17 protein-coding genes are annotated in these 21,146 nt (G+C 62.8%); 8 read left to right on the top strand and 9 right to left on the bottom strand.

Features of this window, described 5'->3' with window-relative positions; genetic code table 11:
* Genes fabI through IEV88_RS10170 form a run of 3 tightly spaced genes read left to right on the top strand, consistent with a single transcriptional unit; the run spans position 1 to position 3,348 of the window.
* A complete protein-coding gene (fabI, locus tag IEV88_RS10180; protein ID WP_188158551.1) occupies positions 1 to 774 on the top strand; it encodes an enoyl-ACP reductase FabI in 774 nt (257 codons plus the stop codon).
* A complete protein-coding gene (locus tag IEV88_RS10175) occupies positions 767 to 2,158 on the top strand; it encodes a bifunctional enoyl-CoA hydratase/phosphate acetyltransferase (protein WP_188158552.1) in 1,392 nt (463 codons plus the stop codon). The genes fabI and IEV88_RS10175 overlap by 8 nt, the downstream gene beginning before the upstream one ends.
* Positions 2,155 to 3,348, top strand: a complete 1,194-nt coding sequence (locus IEV88_RS10170; RefSeq protein WP_188158553.1) for an acetate/propionate family kinase — start codon at positions 2,155 to 2,157, stop codon at positions 3,346 to 3,348. Before IEV88_RS10175 ends, IEV88_RS10170 begins: the two co-directional genes overlap by 4 nt.
* 11 nt (positions 3,349 to 3,359) lie before the next feature.
* Here IEV88_RS10170 and IEV88_RS10165 read toward each other — a convergent pair whose 3' ends face one another.
* Positions 3,360 to 3,812: a phasin family protein gene (locus tag IEV88_RS10165; RefSeq protein ID WP_188158554.1), complete on the bottom strand. Its 453-nt coding sequence runs from the start codon at positions 3,810 to 3,812 to the stop codon at positions 3,360 to 3,362.
* Positions 3,813 to 3,979: 167 nt separating this feature from the next.
* On the opposite strand from IEV88_RS10165, the gene IEV88_RS10160 reads away from it, so the two are divergent.
* Positions 3,980 to 4,858, top strand: coding sequence for a universal stress protein (locus tag IEV88_RS10160; protein WP_188158555.1), 879 nt, complete (start codon positions 3,980 to 3,982; stop codon positions 4,856 to 4,858).
* A gap of 29 nt (positions 4,859 to 4,887) precedes the next feature.
* A complete protein-coding gene (locus IEV88_RS10155; RefSeq protein WP_188158556.1) occupies positions 4,888 to 6,417 on the top strand; it encodes a bifunctional aminoglycoside phosphotransferase/ATP-binding protein in 1,530 nt (509 codons plus the stop codon).
* Between the two features lie 150 nt (positions 6,418 to 6,567).
* On the opposite strand, the gene IEV88_RS10150 is transcribed toward IEV88_RS10155, so the two are convergent.
* The 4 genes from IEV88_RS10150 to IEV88_RS10135 form a co-directional block, all read right to left on the bottom strand.
* The gene (locus IEV88_RS10150) at positions 6,568 to 7,239 is read right to left on the bottom strand and encodes a Crp/Fnr family transcriptional regulator (RefSeq protein WP_188158557.1); all 672 of its coding nucleotides are present in this window, start codon (positions 7,237 to 7,239) and stop codon (positions 6,568 to 6,570) included.
* Positions 7,240 to 7,420: 181 nt separating this feature from the next.
* Complete coding sequence (locus tag IEV88_RS10145) at positions 7,421 to 8,050, bottom strand: response regulator transcription factor (RefSeq protein WP_188158558.1); 630 nt, start codon at positions 8,048 to 8,050, stop codon at positions 7,421 to 7,423.
* Positions 8,031 to 9,548 carry a PAS domain S-box protein gene (locus IEV88_RS10140; protein WP_188158559.1) on the bottom strand — a complete coding sequence of 506 codons (1,518 nt, stop codon included), beginning with the start codon at positions 9,546 to 9,548 and terminating at the stop codon, positions 8,031 to 8,033. The genes IEV88_RS10145 and IEV88_RS10140 overlap by 20 nt, the downstream gene beginning before the upstream one ends.
* 423 nt (positions 9,549 to 9,971) lie before the next feature.
* The gene (locus IEV88_RS10135; RefSeq protein WP_229731450.1) at positions 9,972 to 11,618 is read right to left on the bottom strand and encodes an ABC transporter permease; all 1,647 of its coding nucleotides are present in this window, start codon (positions 11,616 to 11,618) and stop codon (positions 9,972 to 9,974) included.
* Positions 11,619 to 11,724: 106 nt separating this feature from the next.
* On the opposite strand from IEV88_RS10135, the gene IEV88_RS10130 reads away from it, so the two are divergent.
* Entirely contained in the window at positions 11,725 to 12,765 is a 1,041-nt protein-coding gene (locus IEV88_RS10130) for an ABC transporter ATP-binding protein (protein WP_188158560.1), read from the top strand.
* 71 nt (positions 12,766 to 12,836) lie between these two features.
* Positions 12,837 to 13,904, top strand: coding sequence for a Fe(3+) ABC transporter substrate-binding protein (locus IEV88_RS10125; protein ID WP_188158561.1), 1,068 nt, complete (start codon positions 12,837 to 12,839; stop codon positions 13,902 to 13,904).
* A 7-nt stretch (positions 13,905 to 13,911) separates the two neighbouring features.
* On the opposite strand, the gene IEV88_RS10120 is transcribed toward IEV88_RS10125, so the two are convergent.
* Positions 13,912 to 14,589 carry a Fe2+-dependent dioxygenase gene (locus tag IEV88_RS10120; RefSeq protein WP_188158562.1) on the bottom strand — a complete coding sequence of 226 codons (678 nt, stop codon included), beginning with the start codon at positions 14,587 to 14,589 and terminating at the stop codon, positions 13,912 to 13,914.
* A gap of 79 nt (positions 14,590 to 14,668) precedes the next feature.
* Here IEV88_RS10120 and IEV88_RS10115 point away from each other — a divergent pair, with 79 nt between their 5' ends.
* Positions 14,669 to 15,526, top strand: a complete 858-nt coding sequence (locus IEV88_RS10115; protein WP_188158563.1) for a 4-helix bundle domain-containing protein — start codon at positions 14,669 to 14,671, stop codon at positions 15,524 to 15,526.
* A gap of 224 nt (positions 15,527 to 15,750) precedes the next feature.
* On the opposite strand, the gene IEV88_RS10110 is transcribed toward IEV88_RS10115, so the two are convergent.
* The 3 genes from IEV88_RS10110 to IEV88_RS10100 are packed head-to-tail and all read right to left on the bottom strand — an operon-like array spanning position 15,751 to position 20,970.
* Positions 15,751 to 18,987, bottom strand: coding sequence for an error-prone DNA polymerase (locus IEV88_RS10110; RefSeq protein WP_188158564.1), 3,237 nt, complete (start codon positions 18,985 to 18,987; stop codon positions 15,751 to 15,753).
* Positions 18,960 to 20,432, bottom strand: coding sequence for a Y-family DNA polymerase (locus tag IEV88_RS10105; RefSeq protein ID WP_188481215.1), 1,473 nt, complete (start codon positions 20,430 to 20,432; stop codon positions 18,960 to 18,962). Before IEV88_RS10105 ends, IEV88_RS10110 begins: the two co-directional genes overlap by 28 nt.
* Positions 20,380 to 20,970 (bottom strand): ImuA family protein, encoded by a 591-nt coding sequence (locus IEV88_RS10100; RefSeq protein ID WP_188158566.1) that lies wholly within the window; start codon positions 20,968 to 20,970, stop codon positions 20,380 to 20,382. Before IEV88_RS10100 ends, IEV88_RS10105 begins: the two co-directional genes overlap by 53 nt.
* Between the last annotated feature and the right edge of the window lie 176 nt (positions 20,971 to 21,146).

Here is a 21,146-nt window from a genome sequence, read left to right as displayed (position 1 = left end):
ATGGACCTGAGCGGAAAGAAGGGGCTGATCGTCGGACTCGCCGACGAGCACAGCCTCGCCTTCGGCTGCGCCGATGCCTGCATCAGCAGGGGCGCGGAGGTGCTGCTGACCTGTCGCGCCGAAAAATCGCTGCCCGCCCTCCAGCCGCTTGCGGACACTATCGGGGCAGTCGGCATTGAGGCGATGGATGTCACCCGCGAGACGGATATGGACCGGGTCTTCGCCGCGATCGGCCATCGCTGGGGCCGGCTCGACTTCCTGATCCACTCCATCGCCTGGTGCAACAGGCAGGACCTGCATGGCCGGGTTGTCGATTGCTCGGCCGCAGGCTTTGCCGAGGCGATGGACGTCTCCTGCCATTCCTTCCTCCGGCTCGCGCGGCGGGCCGTGCCGCTGATGCATGCGGGCGGGTCGCTCCTGACCATGAGCTTTGCCGGCAGCCGGCAGGTTGTGCCGACTTATGGCCTGATGGGACCGGTAAAGGCGGCGCTGGAATGCGCCGTACGCTATCTGGCGGCCGACCTCGGCCCGGACGGTATCCGGGTCAACGCGCTCTCGCCCGGACCGGTCGCGACACGGGCCGCCGGCGGTCTGGCAGAGTTTGACCTGTTGCTGGGATCGACGAAGAACGCGCCGGTCCAACCGCCTGCCGGCCTTGCCGAGACCGGCGCCTGGGCCGCCTTCCTGGCGAGCGACGCAGGCCGGGGCGTGACCGGCGCCGTGATCGACATCGATCAGGGTCTGTCGATGATGAGCGGGATGAACGATGGCTGAGATCGGGAACCTGACCTATGACGAGATAACGGTCGGGCAGGAGGCTTCGGAGCAGCGTGTGCTGACGGAAATGGACATAGCCCTGTTCGCGGCGATGTCAGGCGATGTCAATCCCGCCCATCTCGACCCGTCCTATGCTCGCGAAACACCGTTTCACGAGGTGATCGCCCACGGCATGTGGGGCGGCTCGCTGATATCGGCGCTGCTCGGCACGAAACTGCCGGGGCCGGGGACGATCTATGTCTCCCAGAACCTGTCGTTCCTCGCTCCGGTAAAAATCGGCGATGCGGTGACTGTTACGGTGCGCGTGACGCAGAAGGCTGCTCACGGGCGGGTGCATCTCGACTGCCTGTGCCGCAATCAGGATGGCGATACCGTTATCGAGGGGCAGGCGGTGGTGATCGCCCCTCGCGAAAAGATCAGGACACGATTGCCGGAACGCCCGCGCGCCATGATCGTCGAGCGGGGCGAGCGGCTGCTGGCGCTCATCGAGGAGGCGCGCTCCCAGCCGCCGCTGCGTGTAGCAGTCGTTCATCCGGTCGATGCCGTATCGCTGGAGGGCATGGCCGGCGCTGTCGAAGAGGGGCTGATCGACCCGGTCCTGGTCGGTCCTCGCCACAAGATTGAATCGGCCGCCAGGCTGGCGGGCATCGACATCTCCTCATTCGAGATCGTCGACACGCCGCATAGCCATGGCGCCGCCGAACGGGCCGTCGCCCTTGCCAGGGAAGACCGGGTGGATGCCCTGATGAAGGGGGCGTTGCATACGGATGAAATCCTCAGTGCCGTCGTCTGTCGCGAGACGGGTCTGAGGACGGAACGGCGTATCAGCCATGTCTTCGTGATGGACACGCCGGCCTATGAGAAACTGTTGTTCATCACCGATGCGGCGATCAACATAACGCCCGGACTGGAGGACAAGAAGGACATCCTGCAGAACGCCATCGATCTCTGTCATGCTCTCAAAATCATGGAGCCGAAGGCAGCGATCCTGGCGGCGGTCGAGACGGTCAGTTCGCACCTTTCCTCGACGCTCGATGCCGCCGCCCTGTGCAAGATGTCGGATCGGGGTCAGATAACCGGTGCGATCGTCGATGGTCCCCTTGCTTTCGACAACGCGATTTCCGCTGAAGCGGCGCGACTGAAGAACATCGATTCTCCCGTCGCGGGCTGCGCCGATATCCTGCTCGTGCCAAATCTGGAGGCCGGCAACATGCTGGCCAAGCAGCTCGATTATCTCGCCGGAGCCGTCGCGGCCGGTATCGTACTGGGCGCCGGGGTACCGATCATCCTGACCAGCCGGGCCGAGGGACGTCTGCCGCGCGTGGCCGCCAGTGCCGTTGCGAACCTTTTCCATCATCATCGCCGCGCGGCAAAGCCATGACTGAGGCAATCCTTACCCTGAACACCGGCTCGTCAAGCATCAAGGCAGCCCTTTATCCCCTTGAGACTGGCGCAATGGCCGGCACGCCGTCCGTCCGCGCAACCGTGTCGGGACTCGACAGCGAACCGGTGCTTCGGGTCATGCGGGCCGGGTCAACTTTGGCGGAGGAACGATTCGAGGCGCTTCGCGGTCCCGGGCAGGCGGTGGAAATCCTCCTCGACAGGCTGATGCCGTTAACCGAGGAATATGCCCTTGCCGCCTGCGGTCACAGGATCGTGCATGGCGGACGAAGCTTTTCAGGCCCGGTCGTTCTCGATGACGCCAGTATCGCGACGCTGACCAGCCTGTCGTCGCTTGCCCCCGGTCATCAGCCGGAAAACCTCGGCGGCGTCAAAGCCGCGCGGCTACGCTGGCCGTCTGTGCCACAAACCGCCAGTTTCGATACGGCCTTTCATGCCACCTGTCCGGCAATTGCCAGATATTACGGTCTGCCGCGAGAGATGCTGGAAGACGGTATCATCCGGTACGGTTTTCATGGCCTGTCCTATGACTATATTGCCGGCACGCTGCCGGCCTTTCTCGAGGAGTGGGACCGCCACCGCGTCATCGTTGCCCATCTCGGTTCCGGCGCCAGCATGTGTGCCCTGAAGAATGGCGCAAGCATCGCCACGACCATGGGCTTTACGGCTCTCGACGGATTGCCGATGGGCACACGCTGCGGCGACATCGACCCGGGCGTGTTGCTTTATCTTCTGGAAGAAAAAGGCCTGACGCCCGCACAGATTTCCGACTGTCTCTATCGCCGGTCTGGCCTGCTCGGCCTGTCGGGGATCAGCAGCGACATGCGGGAGCTGGAAGCAAGCGACGCGCCTCAGGGGCGCGAGGCGATCGACTATTTCGTCTATCGCTGCGGCCGGGAAATCGGATCGCTGACCGCGGCGCTGGGCGGGCTCGATGCGCTGGTATTCACCGGCGGCATCGGGCAGAACTCGGCTCTCGTCCGGGGGCGCATCGTGACAGAGGCAGGGTGGCTCGGGTTCGTCCTCGACGACCGCGCGAACAATGCCGGCAACGGACGGATCACCGCCGCCGGCAATGGGCCATCCGCGTGGGTCGTGCCAACGGATGAGGAACTGGTCATCGCCCGGCAGGCTTGGCAGCTGGTCTCGGAACAGGACAGCAAGAGCTGAGCTGTCCTTGACTACTCTGCGGCCGCGACCCGATCCGTGCCGTGTTCGTCAATATAATGCAGGACTTCCTCGGTCCTTTCCTCGACAGGCGCAAGGGAAGCGCCGGCGGCCTCGGCAATAATGTCGAGCATTTTGGCCCCTTCATCCGCATAGTCGCGGATCGCCGTGTTCAGAAACTGAGCGTGGCAATGATAGGCCTGCTCGCTGTCCCGGGCCGACATGATGTCCTGTGCAGCCTTGATATCCTTGCGAACTCTGCCGTTGACGAAATCGACGATCTCCTTGTTGAACCGGGCGGCGCCGCTCAGATAGGCGGTGGTCGCCCTCGTTGCGACTTCCAGGTTTCGATTGCCGATTTTCAGGAATTCGGCCGGATCGAATACCGGGAACGGCTCTATTTCCTTCAGCGAAGCAGTTTCTGGTATCGAAGCAGTCGTCGGGTTGGCGGACTCTTTCCTGGCCATCGAAAGTCTCCTTTTGTCTCATGGCTGATACCGCAGCCTAGGCCGCACCGGTTCCGCACAAAATGATCTCGATCAACTCGCAAAAAGTTCAGGGATTGATGTCCGTCAATGCCTGCCCGTGAACCTGAGGCACACTCCTCTCCAAGCGAGAAGCAAGGAGTGCTGCCATGACCATCAAAACCATACTGATCCCGTTTTCTGACGAAGAATCATCCGTCCGCCTGTTTCAGGCAGCGGCCTGCCTGGCGGCGTTTTATCACGCCCATATGCGGTTCGTGCATCTTTTGCAGAGACCTCTGCCGGCGGCGGCCTACACCTATCCCGTGGCCTTGAACTATACGCATGATTTCTACACGGAAATGGAAGCGATGGCGCAAAAACAGGCCAAGGACATGGAAGACAGGTTCCATGAGCTGTGCGCGCAGTCCGACATCCAGATCGTCACGTCCGCCCAACACAGCGACGCGAAGGGGGCGACGGCGTCCTGGGAGGTTTTCGACAGGGCGATGCCCTATGGTTATACGGCCATTGCGCGGCTCGCCGATCTGATCGTGCTCGCGAAGCCGGAGCCTGCCGCCCCGGCCTGGCAGCAGGGTCTGGTGGAGGAGATGCTGTTCCAGACCGCCCGGCCGGTGCTGATGCTTGGTGAGACGGAAACCCTGGCGAAAATGCCGCAACGGGTCGTTCTCGCATGGAATGGCGGACGCGAAGCCGCGCGCGCCCTCTCAGCCGCGCTGCCGGTTCTCAAACATGCCCGGCATGTCGACGTCACGACGATCGGCAAGATCAATAGCAATGCCGAACCGCCGGAATCGGTCGTGGCCTATCTCGCCCTTCACGGCATCTCCGCCCAAATCTCCCATCTTCTGCTCAAGCGCAAGGACGATCCGGAGATGGCGTTCGTCGAGCATGCAGCACGGCAGAAGAAAGCCGATCTGGTGGTGATGGGCGCCTATTCCCACAATCGCTGGCGGGAGGTTGTCCTCGGCGGGTTCACACGCCAGATGATCAGAGAGTCCAGCGTGCCGGTATTGATGGCTCACTGAGCGTCGGACGCAGCAGGGAGATTTTCGCCATGGCCGCAGAAAGCCAGAAAGATATTGTTGCCTTCCTGGCAAGTGAGGATAACCATGGCGGCGCTGCGGTCCGTCAGATCGACACGCACCTCTCCCATATCTTCATCGCCGGCGATCTGGTCTACAAGATCAAGCGCAGCGTACGATACGATTTCGCCGATCTGTCCAGCCTGGAACGGCGCCGCCGGTCCTGCGAAAACGAGATTGCCGTGAACCGGCCGATGGCGGGCGCGATGTATCACGGCGTCGTGCCGCTCTATCGCGGACCGGACGGCATTGCCTGGGACGGGCAGGGTGAGGTCGCGGAATGGGCGGTGAAAATGGCGCGCTTCGACGAAGGCGGACAGTTCGACGAGCTGATCGCCCATGACCGGCTGAACGACGCCATGATGCGCCGGCTCGGCGACAGGCTTGCGGCCTTTCACCTCGATGCAGAGAGGATCAGCGACGACGGCGCGGCCGGGGATGTCGAGCCGGTGATCGAGGAAATCGCCACCGGCCTGCAGGCATATGCGCTCGGCACGGAGCGGTCGCACGATATTGCCCGCTGGCGTGATCTTGCCGCTGCAGCATACCGGACCTGTCGCAGCCTGCTGGAGGCGCGCCGCCGCGCCGGCCTTGTGCGGCACTGCCATGGCGATCTTCACCTCGCCAATATCTGCCTTTTTCAGGGCGAGGTGACGCCGTTCGATGCGGTGGAGTTCAATGATGAGCTTGCCAGGATCGACGTGCTCTACGATCTCGCCTTCGTGCTGATGGATCTCATCTGCTATCGCCGCCGCGATCTCGCGAACATCCTGATGAATCGCTATCTCGGGAAGACGCGGGACTATGCCGGGCTCGCGCTCCTGCCTCTTTTCCTGTCGTTGCGCGCCGGGGTGCGGGCCATGGTGCTGAGCCTGCCCTCGCAGCCGGAAAAGGCAGCGGGCCGGGCGGGACTTTATCTCGACCTGGCGCTGGAGTTGATCGAGCGGCGCGATCCGGTGGCCCTCTTTGCTTTCGGAGGATATTCGGGTTCCGGCAAGTCTACTGCCGCGAGGGCGTTTGCACTGCAAACGGATCATCCGGCGGGGATGGTCATCCTGCATAGCGATGAGATCCGCAAACGGATGCTTGGCGAGGACCCGGAAAAACGCCTCGCCGAGGACGGCTATTCGAGGACGATCACGGCCCGGGTCTATGACCGTCTGTATGAGGATGGTGCCCAAGCCTTGCAGGCCGGGTGGCCGGTGATTCTCGACGCGACCTTTCTCGACGATGCAGAGCGGGAAAGAGTAGAGGCCCTTAGCCAGCGCGAGGCCGTGCCCCTTCAGGGCGTGTGGTTGACGGCACCGCGAAGCGTGCTGTTCGGCCGGATCGCGGCCCGACCGCAGGGCGCCTCGGATGCCACGGCGCAAGTGCTCTCCCGCCAGCTGGAACATGGCAGAGACCCGGATGACTGGGCGATCGTCAATACAGAATGCGGTTTGGCCGCGACCCTGGACTGTATCCGCAGCCTTGTCGGCGTGGACTCTCACGCCAGGCAATAATGTTCAGCAAGGAACTGCGGCGTTTTTTAGTGCAGCGTTCGGGTCGGATACGGGAAATGAGAACAAATGAGGCCCCTGCTTGTGGCAGGGGCCTTTTCTGCGTTCCGGCTCTCGGGGGGGGGGGGGGCGGAACTTCGGGGCAGCGGGGTGTCAGATACTGGCGTCGCCATGGGCGAGCAGGCCGAGCGCGTCCATGTCCGGGATGGAGAACAGGCGGGCAGTGGACCCAGTGATGATACCGCGCCTCTTCATATCCGTGAGTATCCGGCAGACGGTCTCGATGGTCAGGCCGAGGTGATCGCCGATATCCTGCCGGCTCATTGGAAAGCGGACATCCTGCTCGCTGTTCTGTTCTTCGGCCAGCCGCATCAGGAACAGTGCCATGCGCGCCGTTGCGCTCATCCGGCCCAGCATGGTCAGACGCTCGCGCGAACGGTGCAGCCGTGTCATGAGCGTGTTCATGAATTTCTGCGACAGATCGGGAGATGCCGTCACGGCGTGCAGCCAGGCGTCACGCTGGAAACAGCGCAAGGTACAATCGGTGATCGCTTCGGCCGTATGCAGATGGCTTTCGCTCTGGGAAATACCGAACATCTCGCCGATCCCGTAGAAGTCCAGAACCTGGCGCTTGCCGTCCTCAAGGATGGAGTATTCCTTTGCGAAGCCAGTAACCACCCGGTAGCAGCAGGTGGCGGCGTCGCCTTCAAAATAGATCGTCTCACCCGCCTTGACCCGACGGATCACCGAAGCGGTCTCGATTGTCGGGGCAGGCTGCAACGGGACAGGGTTACGCATGGGCAGTCGGGCTTGAAGCGCGGCCATTTCGTCTCTCCTGACCGGGGGAAGCTGGCGTCCCGGCTCTCTTGCCTATTACATCCCATTGGAGCCATGCCCGGGAATCGGGACGAATACGTAAGCGGGAAACAAATCCGGGATTGCGTCGCCGCACCGGTGCGGGAAACGCGGCAGGACTACGGGTAACTACGTAGTCGGCCTGGCGCCGTCATCGCGACAGGTCGAGATCGACCGCCATACGGACCAGTTCTGCAAAGCTGCGGGCCTGCATTTTCTGCATGATCTTCTGGCGATGGACCTCGACGGTCCGCGGACTGAGGCCGAGATTGCGGGCAATGAGCTTGCTCGTGTTGCCCTCGATCATTTCGCCCAGCACCTCGCGCTCGCGCGGGGTCAGCCTGCCGTAATTTGCGGCGCATACCGGGCTGACCGTGACCGGCGCGGGGGAGGCAGCCGGCACGATTGCAAAGGCGCGATCGAGCGCGGTGGTGACTTCTCTTGCCGAAAAGGGCTTTTCGAGGAAATCCACAGCGCCGCCACGCATGGCGCGCACTGCCATCGGCACGTCGCCATGGGCCGTCATCACGATAACCCTGGCGCCGGGCCGTTCGGCCACCAGCCTTGCCTGCAATTCCAGGCCCTGTATGCCGGGCATGCACACATCGGCGAGTACGATCGCTTGCTGAAAGTCCAGTTCGTCCATGCACGCGAGCAGAGCATCGCCGGAATCGAACACCGTGACCGCGTATTCTGCCGCGACCAGCAGGGCGGCAACGCCGCGCTGGACCGCCGGATCATCATCGACGAGATAGATTGGTTTACTGACTGGATAGTCCATTCCGGGTTCCTGCAGGAAGGCTGACCGTGAAGATGCAGCCGCGCGTATTCTTGTTTATTGCAGAAAGTTTGCCTTGATGTGCGTCAACAATGGACTTGGATATCGACAGGCCGATCCCCATGCCGGTTTCCTTGGTTGTCAGAAAGGGCTCGAACAGTTTCGGCAGGATAGCGCCATCTATCCCGGGACCGGTGTCTTCTACCGTGATTTCGATCATACCGTCCCGATAGCCGGTGGCGATTGTCAGGTGCCTTTCGGCCGAAGCGGTCATGGCGTCGATGGCGTTGCGGATGAGGTTGGTGACGACCTGCTGGATCTGGATCCGGTCGATCATCGAAATCGGCAGGTCTGGCTGCAGGTTTTTGGTCACCGATATGCCTTCCGCTTCGGCACCGATCAGGGCGATGGTACTCGCCTCCGTCACGACCTGGTTGATATCGTACAGGCTTGGCGCTGTCTTCCGCTTGCGGACGAAATCCCGCATCTGGCGGATGATATCGCTCGCGCGGCGGATCTCGCTGACACTGTCTTCGAGGAGGTCGATCGCCCTGGCCGAGCGCTCGTCGGTGTTTTTCTCCAGCGTCAACTGGGCTGCACCCATCAGGCTGGACGCGGCGGTCAACGGTTGGTTGAGTTCGTGGGCGATGGTCGTCGCCATCTCGCCCATGGCCCCTAGCCGGCCGGTGTGGTGTAGCTGGGCCTGGGTTTCCGACAGCTGGCGCTCTGCAGCACGCTGGTCGGTGACGTCCTCGATAAAACCGACGAAGATGTTTTCGCCATTCTGAAATTCGCTGACATGGAGGACAGCCGGGAATATCTCTCCGTTCAGCCGCATGGCGTTCAAAGAACGGGCCTGTCCGATGATCCTGGCCTCGCCCGTCTCCAGATAGCGTCCGAGGTAACCGTCATGACGCGAGCGGTCAGGCTCCGGCATCAGGATATTGATGTTCCGGCCGATGACGTCCTCGGCTTTTCCGCCGAAAGTGACCTCTGCCTGACGGCTGAAGCTGAGGATGATGCCTTCCTGGTTGATGGTGATGACGGCAACAGGCGAGGCATCGATGATCGACTGCAGGAAGGAGCGGCTTTTGGTCAGCTTCTCCTCGGTCACGCGCTGATCGGTGATATCGGTGGCGATGACCAGGACGTAGCCGGTTTCACCGGCGTCGGTCCGGTGGGCTGTGTGGCGGCACCGCATCAACCGCTTCCGGCCGTCCCTTGCGATCCAGAAATGCGTATTATTGACTGGTCCGTTTCCCGCGCGGCAGCCCAGGAACTGGCGCCTGACGGTCTCGATTTCATCGTCGGCAATCAGGAACTCCCAGATCGGGCGCCCGGTCACCTCGTCCAAGGTGTAGCCGGTAAGGGCTTCGCCAGCGCGGTTGAGCCGGAGCAGGGCGCCGTTGCCATCGAGGATCAGGACCGGTGTTTCCAGTGCCTCGAGAAGGTCGTCGGCAAGGCTTGCGCGTTTAATTTCGGGAATGTCCGGATCAGGCACGATGTCCTCCGGGTAACCGGACCGTTACCTGTCAATCAGTTCGACATGTTTGTCCTGCCAGTATCAATAGTGGCCAGTGCGTGCCCGGTCAAGAACCGCCATACTTGCGGTAGAGGCTTCCGACGATGGCTGTCGCTGGTTGGTTTTTTATTGAATAATGGGGCTTGTCGTGCTGGCGCTCGCCGCCTCCGTGCCGGCGCTCGAAGATCGGGAAGTTCTACTCACGCTTGCCGGTGCAACGATCCTCGCCGCATCCCATTTCTGGCGCTGGAGTCGTCACGACAGCGCGTGCGCTCTCGAGAAGTAGGAAATTTCATCGCCATACCGACCTGGAGAAACGTGAGATAGAGACGGTTCTTGTGGAAACCGAGGGGCCAAGGCCCCTCCGTCCTTATCTTCTCGCGCACCGGCACCTGAAATGGTTCAGTAGAGGGCGGGCTTGCGGCTGACCGAGCCGAGGCGATTGAGAAGCAGGACCGGGATGATCCCGATCAGAATGATGGTGAGCGCCGATGTCGAAGCCTCCATCAGTCTTTCGTCGCTCGCCAGCCTGTAGACCCGGGTTGCGAGGGTTTCGAAGTTGAATGGCCGCAGGATAAGGGTGGCGGGCAACTCCCGCATACTGTCGACGAAAACCAACAACAGGCCGGCACCCAGGCTGCGGATCATCAGCGGTGCATGGATCCGGCGCGTGAGGGACAGGGGGGAGGCGCCAAGGCTTCTCGCCGCGTCGTCGATGGCGTGCGGAATGGCAGACAGGCCGGCGTTCACGCTGTTGTAGGATACTGTCAGGAAGCGGACGAGATAGGCATAGACGAGCAGGACAAGCGTGCCGGAAAGAACGAGGCCGCTGCGATAGCCAAGATGCTCACTTGCGAGCCCCGTGAGGAAGCGGTCGAGGCCGGCAGTCGAGCCGAGGATGCCGATGGCAATCAGGATACCGGGCAAGGCATAGCCCATGGTTGCAAGCCTGATTGTCGAGCGCGACAGCCAGCCGGTGCTACGCCTCTGGACATATGCCAGGATGACGGCAAGCAAGACGGCGCAGACCGATGCGAGGGACGAGACCGTGACGCTGTTGACGGCATAACCGACGAAGTCGGAAAGGCGGTTGTCGCCGCTCTGGATCGTGAAGGCCAGCAGGGCAGTGGTAGGGATGATGAAACCAAGCAGCACCGGGACAAGGCAGCCAAGGCAGGCAAGTATCTTATGGCTGCGCGACAGGAGCAGCCGGGACGGCCTGCTGCTTTCGCCCATGGATGCCTGACCGCGCCTCGTGGCGCTTTCGATCGTCACCAGGACGAAGACGAAGAGCAGCATGACGCCGGCTATCTTCAGGGCTGCCAGCTTTTCGCCCATGCCGATCCAGGTCCGGTATATCCCGGTGCTGAGTGTCGGGATGGCGAAATAGTCGACGACACCGAAATCGGCGAGGGTTTCCATCATGACGAGAGCGACGCCGGCAGCGATGGCCGGACGCGATGCAGGCAGGGCGACCCGCCGGAAGGCGCTCGCCGGCGAGGCGCCAAGCATGCGCGCCGCCTCGAACGTATGCCCGGCCCGGGTTTCGAAGCTCGCCCGCGCCAGCATATAGACATAGGGATACAGAACAAGGCTGAGGAAGAGGACCGCTGCGGGAAGGGTGCGGACCGAGGGAATGTCTACCCCGGAAAGGCCGGGCAGGGAATGGATGAAGGCCTGAACAGGTCCGTATGGCGCAAGCAGGTCAACATAGGTATAGGCGATCACATAGGCTGGGGCCGCCAGCGGCAGGATCAGCATCCAGCTGAACAGGCGCCGCCCCGGGAACTCGGTTGCGGCGATGAGCCATGCAGAGGTGACCCCGATCACTATGGTTATCAACCCGACCGACACCATGAGTATCAGCGAATTGGCCGCATACTCCGTCAGAACAGTAGAGGCCAGATGGCCCCAAGTGCCCGAGGTATCGGGGGCGAACAGGGCAGCGAGAATGACGACTATGGGAATGGCGACACAGGCCGTTATCGCTGCGACCGGCAGTGCCTTGAGCCATTTCGAAAGGGATATGATTTCGTGTAAGCGTTTCACGAAAGGGACCTGGCTCCGGACGGCGAGTTGACTATGCTTTTCATTTGCATCCCTATCAGCTTTAGTCCGACATACAAATGTCAGTTTTCGTAACAAGAGTCCGAGAGTGCTGGAATTCAACGATATCAGTCATGCCTATGCCGACAGAACAGCCCTGCGGGATGTCACGCTGAGAGCCATGCCGGGAGAGGTAACCTGCCTGATCGGTCCATCGGGATGCGGCAAGACGACACTGCTGCGGCTGGCGGCGGGGCTGTTGCCGCTGCAGTCCGGCTCCGTGGTACTGGATGGCGAGCCATTAAGCGCGCCCGGTCGGCTCGTGCCGCCGGAGAAGCGGCCCGTGGGGCTGGTCTTCCAGGAAGGCGCGCTGTTTCCCCATCTCAACGTTGCCCAGAACATCGCCTTCGGCCTGACCGGACCGGCGGCGACGCGAAAGGCAATGGTGGCCGCACTTCTGGACATGATTGGCCTTGTCGGGTTTGAAAACCGCCTGCCGCATACGCTGTCCGGCGGGCAGCGTCAGCGTGTGGCGCTGGCCCGCGCAATGGCGCCGGAACCGAAAGTTCTGTTGTTCGATGAGCCCTATGCCAATCTCGACACGCAATTGCGCCGCGACTTGCGCGAGCAGGCGCGCCGGATGATCCGCCGGACCGGCATGATTGGCGTGATGGTCACGCATGATCCCGAGGAAGTGCTCGAGATGGCCGACAGGATTGCCATCCTCGAGGAAGGCGTCGTGCAGCAGACCGGCACGCCGGAAGATGTTTTCGATAATCCTTCCACGGCGAAGATCGCGGCCATGTTCGGAAGCGGACAGAGCCTGAAGGCAGATTTGTCCGGGGCGACCCTCACCCACGCATTCGGTGAATGGCCAATGTCATGCTTGCATGGAGACGCCCCCCGAATGGGGCCGGTCCGGTTGGTGATCCGGCCCGATGCCCTGACCGTGAAGCAGGACATGGCTGGTTATCCCGTTCTCGACACACGGCTGGGCGGTCAAAAACTGCTCGTGCATGTGGAGGCGCAGGACGGGCAGATTTTGCGTGTGATCGCGGACCGGTCCTCTGCCGTCAAGATCGGCGATCATGTCCGGCTTGAGCCGCTTGAGGGGAGTATTTTTGCCTATCCTGACGGCGAACCCCGATAGGTTCGGGGCAGGACTTGCGAATGACAATAATTCTCAATACATTGCCGCGAAAGTGTTGAAGGACTGACATCATGAAGACGACGTATCTAACCCTGCTTGCCGGCGCCGCATTTCTTGGCGCCTGTGGACAATCGACTGAACAGGCTGCGCCATCGCAGGACGGAGAAGCGCCTGCGGTTGAGGTGTCCGGCAATGTCAATGTCTATTCCTCGCGCCATTACGACACCGATCTTGCTCTGTATGAGGATTTCACCGAGCAGACCGGCATAAAGGTCAATCTGATCGAGGCAGGGGCCGACGCCCTGATCGAACGGATCGTGAGCGAGGGTGAATACAGCCCGGCCGATATCCTGATCACCGTCGATGCCGGTCGGCTCTGGAGGGCTGAAGAGGCGGGTATCCTCGACAGTGTGGACTCCGACATTCTCGCACAGCGCATCCCGGCCAATCTGCGCCACCCGGATGGGCTCTGGTTCGGCCTGTCGAAGCGGGCCCGCGTGATCGTCTATAACAAGGAGGACGGTCAGCCTGAGCAATTGGCCAGCTATGCCGATCTCGCCAATCCGGTGCACCAGGGCAAGATTTGCATGCGGTCGTCTTCCAATATCTACAACATCTCCCTGATGGCCTCGATCATCAGCCATTACGGCGCCGAAGAAGCGCAGGACTGGGCCAACGGGGTGGTGGCGAATTTCGCCCGCCCGCCCCAGGGCAATGACACCAGCAATATCGAAGCCATCGCCAATGGCGATTGCGCGATCTCGGTCATAAACACCTATTATCTCGCCCGCTACGCCGCTTCTGATGATGCGACGCTGAACGGGATCGCCGACCAGATCGGGGTGATCTTCCCTGATCAGGGCGGTTATGGCACCCATGTCAATATCAGCGGCGCCGGTGTCGTCGAGGGCGCGCCGAATCGCGACAACGCGATCCGGTTCATAGAATATCTGACCACGGACGGCGCGCAGGAATACTTCGCCAATGGCAACAATGAATATCCCGTGGTCGACGGTGTCGCCGTGTCGTCTGCCGTCGTGCAGCTGGGGTCGTTCGAGGAGGACGATATCAACGCGGTCGAGCTTGGCCGCAATCAGGCAGAAGCGATCCGTATCTTCGATCGGGCCGGTTGGCGCTGACCTGATCTCAGGTTTCGGCCCACAGCCGAACCAGATTGGCGATGGACTTGTCGAGGGTCAGAAGCTCCCGTGAGCCCTGAGGCAGGCTGGCCCGGAGGCTGGCCCGCAGGTTTTCCATGTCGAACAGGATTTCCCGGCAGGCGGCATCGCGGATCAGACTCTGTAACCAGCCGACGCAGGCAATGCGCGTACCTTTCGTCACCGGCGCGACCTGGTGGATCGTGCCTGACGGATAGAGGACGAGATCGCCGGCATCAGGCTTCACCGCCTGCGTATATCCGGGCATATCGATGACCAGTTCGCCGCCTTCGTAGCGGGCAGGTTCGGACAGGAAAAGCGTGAATGACAAATCGGTCCGTATACGGGCCGCACCTCTGCCCATCAGGGCATTGTCCGTATGATCGCCATAGCCGCCATGGTCAGCCGTCTCGCTGATCAGCAGGCGCGAGAATTTTGCCGGCCGCGCGGCGGCCTGCAGCACGGGATGGCCGCTGATCTTTCTCAGCAGCAATTCGTGCAGGGCCTGGCCGCGTGATCCACTGAGATCGGCCTGCCGGTTTTGCTTGACGTTCCTTGCAGTGCGGCCAGCCGTCTTTGCGCCGTCCGACCATTCGACGGTTTCAAGAGCATCGCGGGTTTCTGCCAGTTCGGTCTGGTTCAACAGGGATGAAATCGTAATTAGCATGGTGTCAGATTGATAATCAATTGCAAATGGGGTTGTCCATGACTATCCTGCCGGAAAATCGCAAGAAGAGAAGAGTGACATGAACCCGATACTAAAGAAATGGACCGGACTTGGCGTTACCGCTGCGCTGATGGGCACGACGGCTCTCGCCGGCTGCGGCAATGGCGGACAGGGCGGCGAGCAAGGCGAGGGTGAGGGCGCCGAGAGCCAGATCGAAGCTCCCGCCGGTGAAGCGGGCGGTGAAGCCGGCACCACGGAAACCTCTGCCTATGCCGGTGAAGGCGAAGGCGGCGAGATGGGTGAAGGAGAAGGCGGCGAAGGAGAGGGCGGCGAAGCCGGCATGGATATGGCGACGCTTCCCCTGGAGCATCGTCTCGCCTTCATGTCCGGCCACGTGCAGGCAGGTCTGGCGCTTTATCGCGCCGGGCAGCCGGAAGCGGCGGCACCGCATCTTCTGCACCCGGTCTCCGAAACGCACGAGGCGGAACGGGCCGGCCTTGATGCGTTGGGGTTTGAGCCGGCGATATTTGAACAGGTATCGGTGGCGCTCGAAGAGGGCCGACCTGCCAGTGAAATCGAACCGCAATTGCAGGCCGCCGAGGAAAACCTCGCCATGATGGCCGAAAAGGCCGGTGGCGATCCCGCCGGAATCATCCGCTATCTGATGAATGTCATTGTCGAGGAATACACGATCGCGATAACCGACGGTGCTGTATCTGACCCTGGCGAGTATCAGGATGCGTGGGGCTTCGCCATCGTGGCACGCGCCGCCGCCGCGAAATTACCTGAGGATATCTCGGCAAATGTTGTCGCTGAAATCAATGAATTGATCGCCCTGTGGCCGGAAGACGCGCCGATACCGCCGGAGGATCCGGCTCCAGCGGGTCAGGTTATGGCTAAGACCTCCGAGATCTTGCTGCTGTTGCCGGTGAGCTGAGATTAGTGCGCCACGGGTTCCGTCGTCTGTGGCGGCAAGAAGGACCATGCTCGCCATAGCGGGGAGGAATTCTACCGGGCGGGCTGGTTCGTTCGGCCGCGCCTGATAGAGCCTGACACTGATCTACCAGGCGCCCGGGGCAGGTTTGTGAGCGTACCGTCAAGGCGTTGGTATTCCTTGGCGAATTTATGCGTGCATAATCCGTCCGCTGGTCAAGCCGTCGCTTACCGAAAATCGCGGCTGGCGAAGAGCCGTTTCGACTGGTCGCGCGGGTGCATGGCCGGCGGCTTTTCGGGCGGCTTGGCATAACGCGGCGCGTTCTGGCGGTGGTCGGGGACGGGGCGCCTGGCCTCGTCCTGGGAGGACCAGGTCATGTCGATGCTGTTGCCGTCGCCCAGCTGGTCGAACAGGCAGGAATGATCCTCGATGCCGGTGGCGATGACATGCACCACCAGCCCTTCCTTCTGCACCTTGCCGGTGATCTTCAGGAGCCGGCCCTGCATCACCTCGCGGCGGAACCGCTCGAACACTTTCGGCCAGACGATGATATTGGACGTGCCGGTCTCGTCCTCCAGGGTGACGAAGATGACGCCGCTCGCCGTTGCCGGGCGCTGGCGGGTGATGACTGCGCCGAGCACGCTGACCGTCTGGTTCTGGGGGATGTCGCGCAGGCGGTCATGGGGCAGGGTCGTGCCCCGGACCTGGCGGCGGACGAGCTTGACCGGGTGGTCCTTCAGCGACAGGCGTACACTGATGAAATCCTCGAACACGTCCTCGGCATGGGACAGCGAGGGCAGATTGCTCGGCCGCATCTCGTCCTCGAACAGGGGATGGTCGAGCAGCGGCATCGGCCTTGCGGTATCGACGGCCTTGGCATGCCACAGCGCCTCGCGCCTATCGAGGCCGATGGAGGCGAAGGCATCGGCCATGGCGAGTTTTTCGAGGGCAGGCTTCAACAGCCCCGCCCGCCGCCAGACCGAAGAGACATCGCGGTAGCCATTGCCGCGCGCGGCGGCGAGCCATTGCGCGTCCTCCTGTTTGAAGCCCTTGATCTGGCGCAAGCCGAGCCGCACGGCGAGGCCGCCCCTGCCATCGGGCTCGAGCGCGCAATCCCAGGTGCTGGCATTGATATCGACGGGGCGGACCTCGACGCCATGACGGCGCGCATCGGCGACGAGCTGGGCCGGGGCATAAAAGCCCATGGGCTGGGAATTCAGGATCGCCGCGCAATAGACCTCCGGGTGATGATGGCGCAGCCAGCCTGAGGCATAGACGAGCAGCGCAAAGGAGGCGGCGTGGCTTTCCGGGAAGCCATAGCCGGAAAAGCCTTCAAGCTGCTTGAAGCAGCGCTCGGCGAAGTCCCGGTCATAGCCGCGCTTCAGGCAGCCGGCGATGAAGCGGTCATGAAAGTCCGAGACGCTGCCGACCTTGCGGAAGGCGCCGAGGGCCCGGCGCAGGGCGTCGGCCTCGCCAGGGTCGAAGCCCGCCGCGACCATGGCGATCTGCATCGCCTGTTCCTGGAACAGCGGCACGCCGAGGGTGCGCTTCAAGACCTCTTCCAGTTCCGGCGAGGGGTAGACGACTTTCTCCTCGCCGCGCCGGCGTTTCAGATAGGGGTGGACCATGTCGCCCTGGATCGGGCCGGGGCGGATGATCGCGACCTCGATGACGAGATCGTAGAAGCATTGCGGGCGCATGCGTGGCAGGAAATTCATCTGCGCCCGGCTTTCCACCTGAAACAGGCCGGTCGTGTCGCCCTGCGAGATCTGTTCGTAGACGCCCGCATCCTCCTGCGGGATCGTCGCCAGCGTGTAGCGCGTGCCCTTCCAGTCTTCGAGGAGGTCGAACGCCTTGCGGATGACCGACAGCATGCCGAGGCCGAGAACGTCGATCTTCAGCATGCCGAGCACGTCGATATCGTCCTTGTCCCATTCGATGACCGTGCGGTCCTCCATCGCGGCATTCTCGACTGGCACCAGCTCGTCGAGCCGCCCGCGGGTGATGACGAAGCCGCCGACATGCTGGGACAAATGGCGGGGAAAGCCGATAATCTCGGAGATCAGCCGCATGGTCATGGCGATGCGCGAATCCGCCGGGTTGAGCCCGGCAGATTTCAGGCGCTCGCCCGAGGGCGCGCCGTCCGACCAGCCCCAGATTTGCGAGGAGAGCGCGGCGACGGCATCCTGCGACAGGCCCATCGCCTTGCCGACCTCGCGGATCGCGGCCTTGGAGCGGAAATGGATGACCGTCGCGCAGATACCGGCGCGGTGGCGGCCATATTTTTCATAGATATGCTGAATCACCTCCTCGCGCCGTTCATGCTCGAAATCGACATCGATGTCCGGCGGCTCGCCCCGCGCCTCGCTGACAAAGCGCTCGAACACCATGGTGATGATCTCCGGGCTGATCGAGGTGACCCCGAGGGCATAGCAGATGACGGAATTGGCCGCCGAGCCGCGCCCCTGGCACAGGATATCCTGGTCGCGGGCGAATTTGACGATGTCATGGACGGTCAGGAAATAGCGGGCATAGTCGAGCCTGGCGATCAGGCCCATTTCGCGCTCGACCATGGCCTGCACGTTGAGCGGCACGCCGTCCGGATAGCGGTGCTGGAGCCCTTCTTCGGTCAGGTCGCGCAGGCGCGCCAGCGGCGGCTGGCCGTCGGTGATTTCGTCCGGGTACTCATATTTCAGTTCCGACAGGGAGAAAGTGCAGGCTTGCGCAATCACGCCGGTATTGGCGACGGCGTCGGGCCAGGCCTTGAACAGCTTGTGCATCTCGAATGGGCTTTTCAGGCGGCGCTCTGAATTGAGCAGCGCGCGGTGGCCGAGCTGGTCGACGGTGCAGCGCTCGCGGATGCAGGTGAGGACATCGGCGAGCGGCCTGCGCGCGGCGCGATGCATCTGCACATTGCCGGTGGCGACAAGCGGGATGGCGAGGTTTTCCGACAGCCTTGTCCGGGCCTCGAACCGCTCCGTGTCATAGCCGTCATAATGCGGCGAGAGGGCGAGATAGAGATGATCCGGGTAGCGCATATGCAGTTCTTTCAGGATATCTTCACCGGCCTCGAGCGCGATGAGGATCGAGCCTTCCGCCCATTCCAGAAGGTCGTCGGCGAAGAGCTGGCAGGCGCCTTTCCCGGTGCGGCGTTTGCCCGTCGTCAGCAGGCGGCAGAGACGGCCATAGGCGGCACGGTCACGCGGCAGGGCGATGAAGCGCTGGCCGTCTTCGAGCACGATGCGCGTGCCGACGAGAAGCTGGACAGGGGCGTCAAGGGCGGCGGCATGGGCGCGCACGATACCGGCAAATGTGTTGGTATCGGCGATGGCGATGGCCGGCAGGCCCAGCGCCGCGGCACGTTCGACCAGTTCCTCCGTATGCGATGCGCCGGTCAGGAAGGTGAAGTTGGAGATGACGTCGAGCTCGGCATAGGTCACGGAAACACCCCCGCCACCTCCCATGAAGGAGGCTTCCCGTCTGGCCGGGTCGACAGCCACAGCCTCATGCCCTGTTTCGTCTGGACCGACCAGTAATCGCGGATCGCGCCACTGTCCGCGCCCTTCCACCATTCATGGCCGATGCGTTCCGGGCCGCTCGCCCCGGCAAGGTCGAACGCATCCTGGCGCCATTTGAATGCCTGCGGCGGCCGGCCCGGCTCGATGATCTCGACAAGCTCATGGCCGACCAGCATCAGCGGGCGTTTCTGCGGCCGGCTCGCCCAGGACGGCGTCACCGGCGCCCCCGCCGCCTCGACGAAGCGGAAGGCGCGGTGGGGCAGATGGCTCGACACCGGCTCCCAGGACAGGACCCGGTCGAAGCCGAGGCGGTTGCCGAGGGTGGCGATCAGCTCATCGAGCTGGCTGCGCTCCTCCGCCGTTGCAAAGCGCTGTTGCACGGGGCGGAAGGGCTCGGTCGCAATCGCCTGCAGGCGCATCATATCGATGCCATAACCGGCATCGACCGTGCCGAGCTTCAGCCTGAACTGGCGAAAGATCTGCCCGGCATCCTGCGAGGGCCGTGCAAGGCCGATATCGAGATGACCTTCAGATTTGTCCGCCCGCTGAAAGCTCAGGCGCAGGGCGCGCACGCCATGACCCTGTTCGCTCAGCCGCTTGCAGACCTGCGCGATCAGGCGGCGTAGCGCTTCCTCCACATCGTCCTGCAGGCCGATCGGGTCGGGAAAGGAGATGCGGGCGGCAAAGCCGGGCAAGGGCGAGGCCGGAATGACCGGGTCGCCGGTTGCGCCCATCAGCTTCTCGAAGGTCCTGAGCAGGCCGAAGCCGAAGCGCCGGGTAAGCTCGGCTGACTTCAGCGGATAGAGCTCGCCAATGGTTTTCAGGCCGAGGCGCTTCAGCTCGAAGATGGTCTTGTCGTCTATCCCCAGCGCCTCGATCGGATAGGCGGCAAGCGCCGCCCGGGTCTCGCCCGGCTGGATGATGCCGGCCCCGCCTGTGCCCGGCCGGAGGCCGAAGCGGGCCACGGCGCGGGCCGCACCCTTGGTGTCGGCAATGCCGGCGGCGGCCTCGACCTGCAGGTCGGAGAACTCCTCCAGCACGGCCCGGCGCATCGCCTCTTCGCCATCGAACAGATGGGCGCAGCCGGTGATGTTGATCAGCAGGCCGTCCGTGCCGTCGCAGCTGGTCCAGGGCGAGAATTTCTCGGCCCAGCGTTGCAGCGCTTTCAGAAAGGCCATGTCGCGCTGCGGCTCCTCCGGCAGGGTGACGAGATCGGGGGCGATGCCCCGCGCATCGGCGAGGGTCATACCGGGCGAGAGCCCCGCCTTCAGGCCGGCAAGGTTGACGCAGACAAGCCTGACCGCGCCCTTGTCCTCTGCCGTGACCGCAAACAGGCAGTCATCGACGGGCATGCCAGCCCGTCCCATCCGGTTCACGGACAGGCGTGGCATGTAGATCGAGAGTATCCTTGTCGCCTTTGACATCGAGTATCCAGTGGCCCATCGTTCCCCTTTTGTTCTTATACAGGGACAGGCGCAGAAGAGTCGAGTCCGGGGTTTTCGACAGGGCGGGCTGGCAGTACCAGCGGGTCTCCGCAGCGCTGTTCGCAGCCGGTTGTTCCGTCAGCAACAGACCGAGCGCCTTGCCGTCCTGGGCAGCGAGTTGCAGCCGGCGCAGCTCCGTCAGGCCGGGCGTACGGCCAAGGATCGCCATGACGCAATCGACACTACCGGAGCGCAGCGCCGTCTCGGCCGTCCACAGCGCATCCGCCCGCAACGGGCAGGGCACGGTGATGATCTGGCGCGGATCGATGAAATGCGCCGCGCCCTCCGGATGGATCGAGGCGACCTGTGCCGGCGAACCGCAGATCAGCACGGTGCCCCGGTGCGCTGACACAAGGCCGAAGGCAAGCGCCGCCGCGCCGCTGATCTCATGGACGCGGCCATTGGCCAATTCAGGCAGCTGGCTCTCTGTTCGTGCTTCGTTCATGTCACAAGGAATCCATCCAGGAGGGGTTTCGTCAAGAAGTATGGTGAGCTGCCGGTGCGGCAGAGCGCGCCCGCGACCTGCTTTCCAGTCTGGCAGATCACGGCAGCCGGGCCTATCGAGCCGGACGCTGAAATATCCCGAACGGGATCTTGAACGGGCCGGATTCTCGAAAAACA

It is taken from the genome of Aquisalinus flavus, assembly GCF_014640095.1.
Taxonomy (GTDB): domain Bacteria; phylum Pseudomonadota; class Alphaproteobacteria; order Caulobacterales; family Parvularculaceae; genus Aquisalinus; species Aquisalinus flavus.
This window is presented reverse-complemented; position numbering and strand designations above follow the sequence as displayed.

What these genes read in the sequence shown, in the direction of transcription:
- IEV88_RS10150 (WP_188158557.1), bottom strand. Translation starts at nt 7,239, where the DNA reads ATGGCCGCGCTTCAAGCCCGACTGCCCATGCGTAACCCTGTCCCGTTG.
- fabI (WP_188158551.1), top strand. Translation starts at nt 1, where the DNA reads ATGGACCTGAGCGGAAAGAAGGGGCTGATCGTCGGACTCGCCGACGAG.
- IEV88_RS10170 (WP_188158553.1), top strand. Translation starts at nt 2,155, where the DNA reads ATGACTGAGGCAATCCTTACCCTGAACACCGGCTCGTCAAGCATCAAG.
- IEV88_RS10105 (WP_188481215.1), bottom strand. Translation starts at nt 20,432, where the DNA reads ATGCCACGCCTGTCCGTGAACCGGATGGGACGGGCTGGCATGCCCGTC.
- IEV88_RS10155 (WP_188158556.1), top strand. Translation starts at nt 4,888, where the DNA reads ATGGCCGCAGAAAGCCAGAAAGATATTGTTGCCTTCCTGGCAAGTGAG.
- IEV88_RS10125 (WP_188158561.1), top strand. Translation starts at nt 12,837, where the DNA reads ATGAAGACGACGTATCTAACCCTGCTTGCCGGCGCCGCATTTCTTGGC.
- IEV88_RS10115 (WP_188158563.1), top strand. Translation starts at nt 14,669, where the DNA reads ATGAACCCGATACTAAAGAAATGGACCGGACTTGGCGTTACCGCTGCG.
- IEV88_RS10100 (WP_188158566.1), bottom strand. Translation starts at nt 20,970, where the DNA reads ATGAACGAAGCACGAACAGAGAGCCAGCTGCCTGAATTGGCCAATGGC.
- IEV88_RS10110 (WP_188158564.1), bottom strand. Translation starts at nt 18,987, where the DNA reads ATGGGAGGTGGCGGGGGTGTTTCCGTGACCTATGCCGAGCTCGACGTC.
- IEV88_RS10165 (WP_188158554.1), bottom strand. Translation starts at nt 3,812, where the DNA reads ATGGCCAGGAAAGAGTCCGCCAACCCGACGACTGCTTCGATACCAGAA.
- IEV88_RS10120 (WP_188158562.1), bottom strand. Translation starts at nt 14,589, where the DNA reads ATGCTAATTACGATTTCATCCCTGTTGAACCAGACCGAACTGGCAGAA.
- IEV88_RS10160 (WP_188158555.1), top strand. Translation starts at nt 3,980, where the DNA reads ATGACCATCAAAACCATACTGATCCCGTTTTCTGACGAAGAATCATCC.
- IEV88_RS10175 (WP_188158552.1), top strand. Translation starts at nt 767, where the DNA reads ATGGCTGAGATCGGGAACCTGACCTATGACGAGATAACGGTCGGGCAG.
- IEV88_RS10145 (WP_188158558.1), bottom strand. Translation starts at nt 8,050, where the DNA reads ATGGACTATCCAGTCAGTAAACCAATCTATCTCGTCGATGATGATCCG.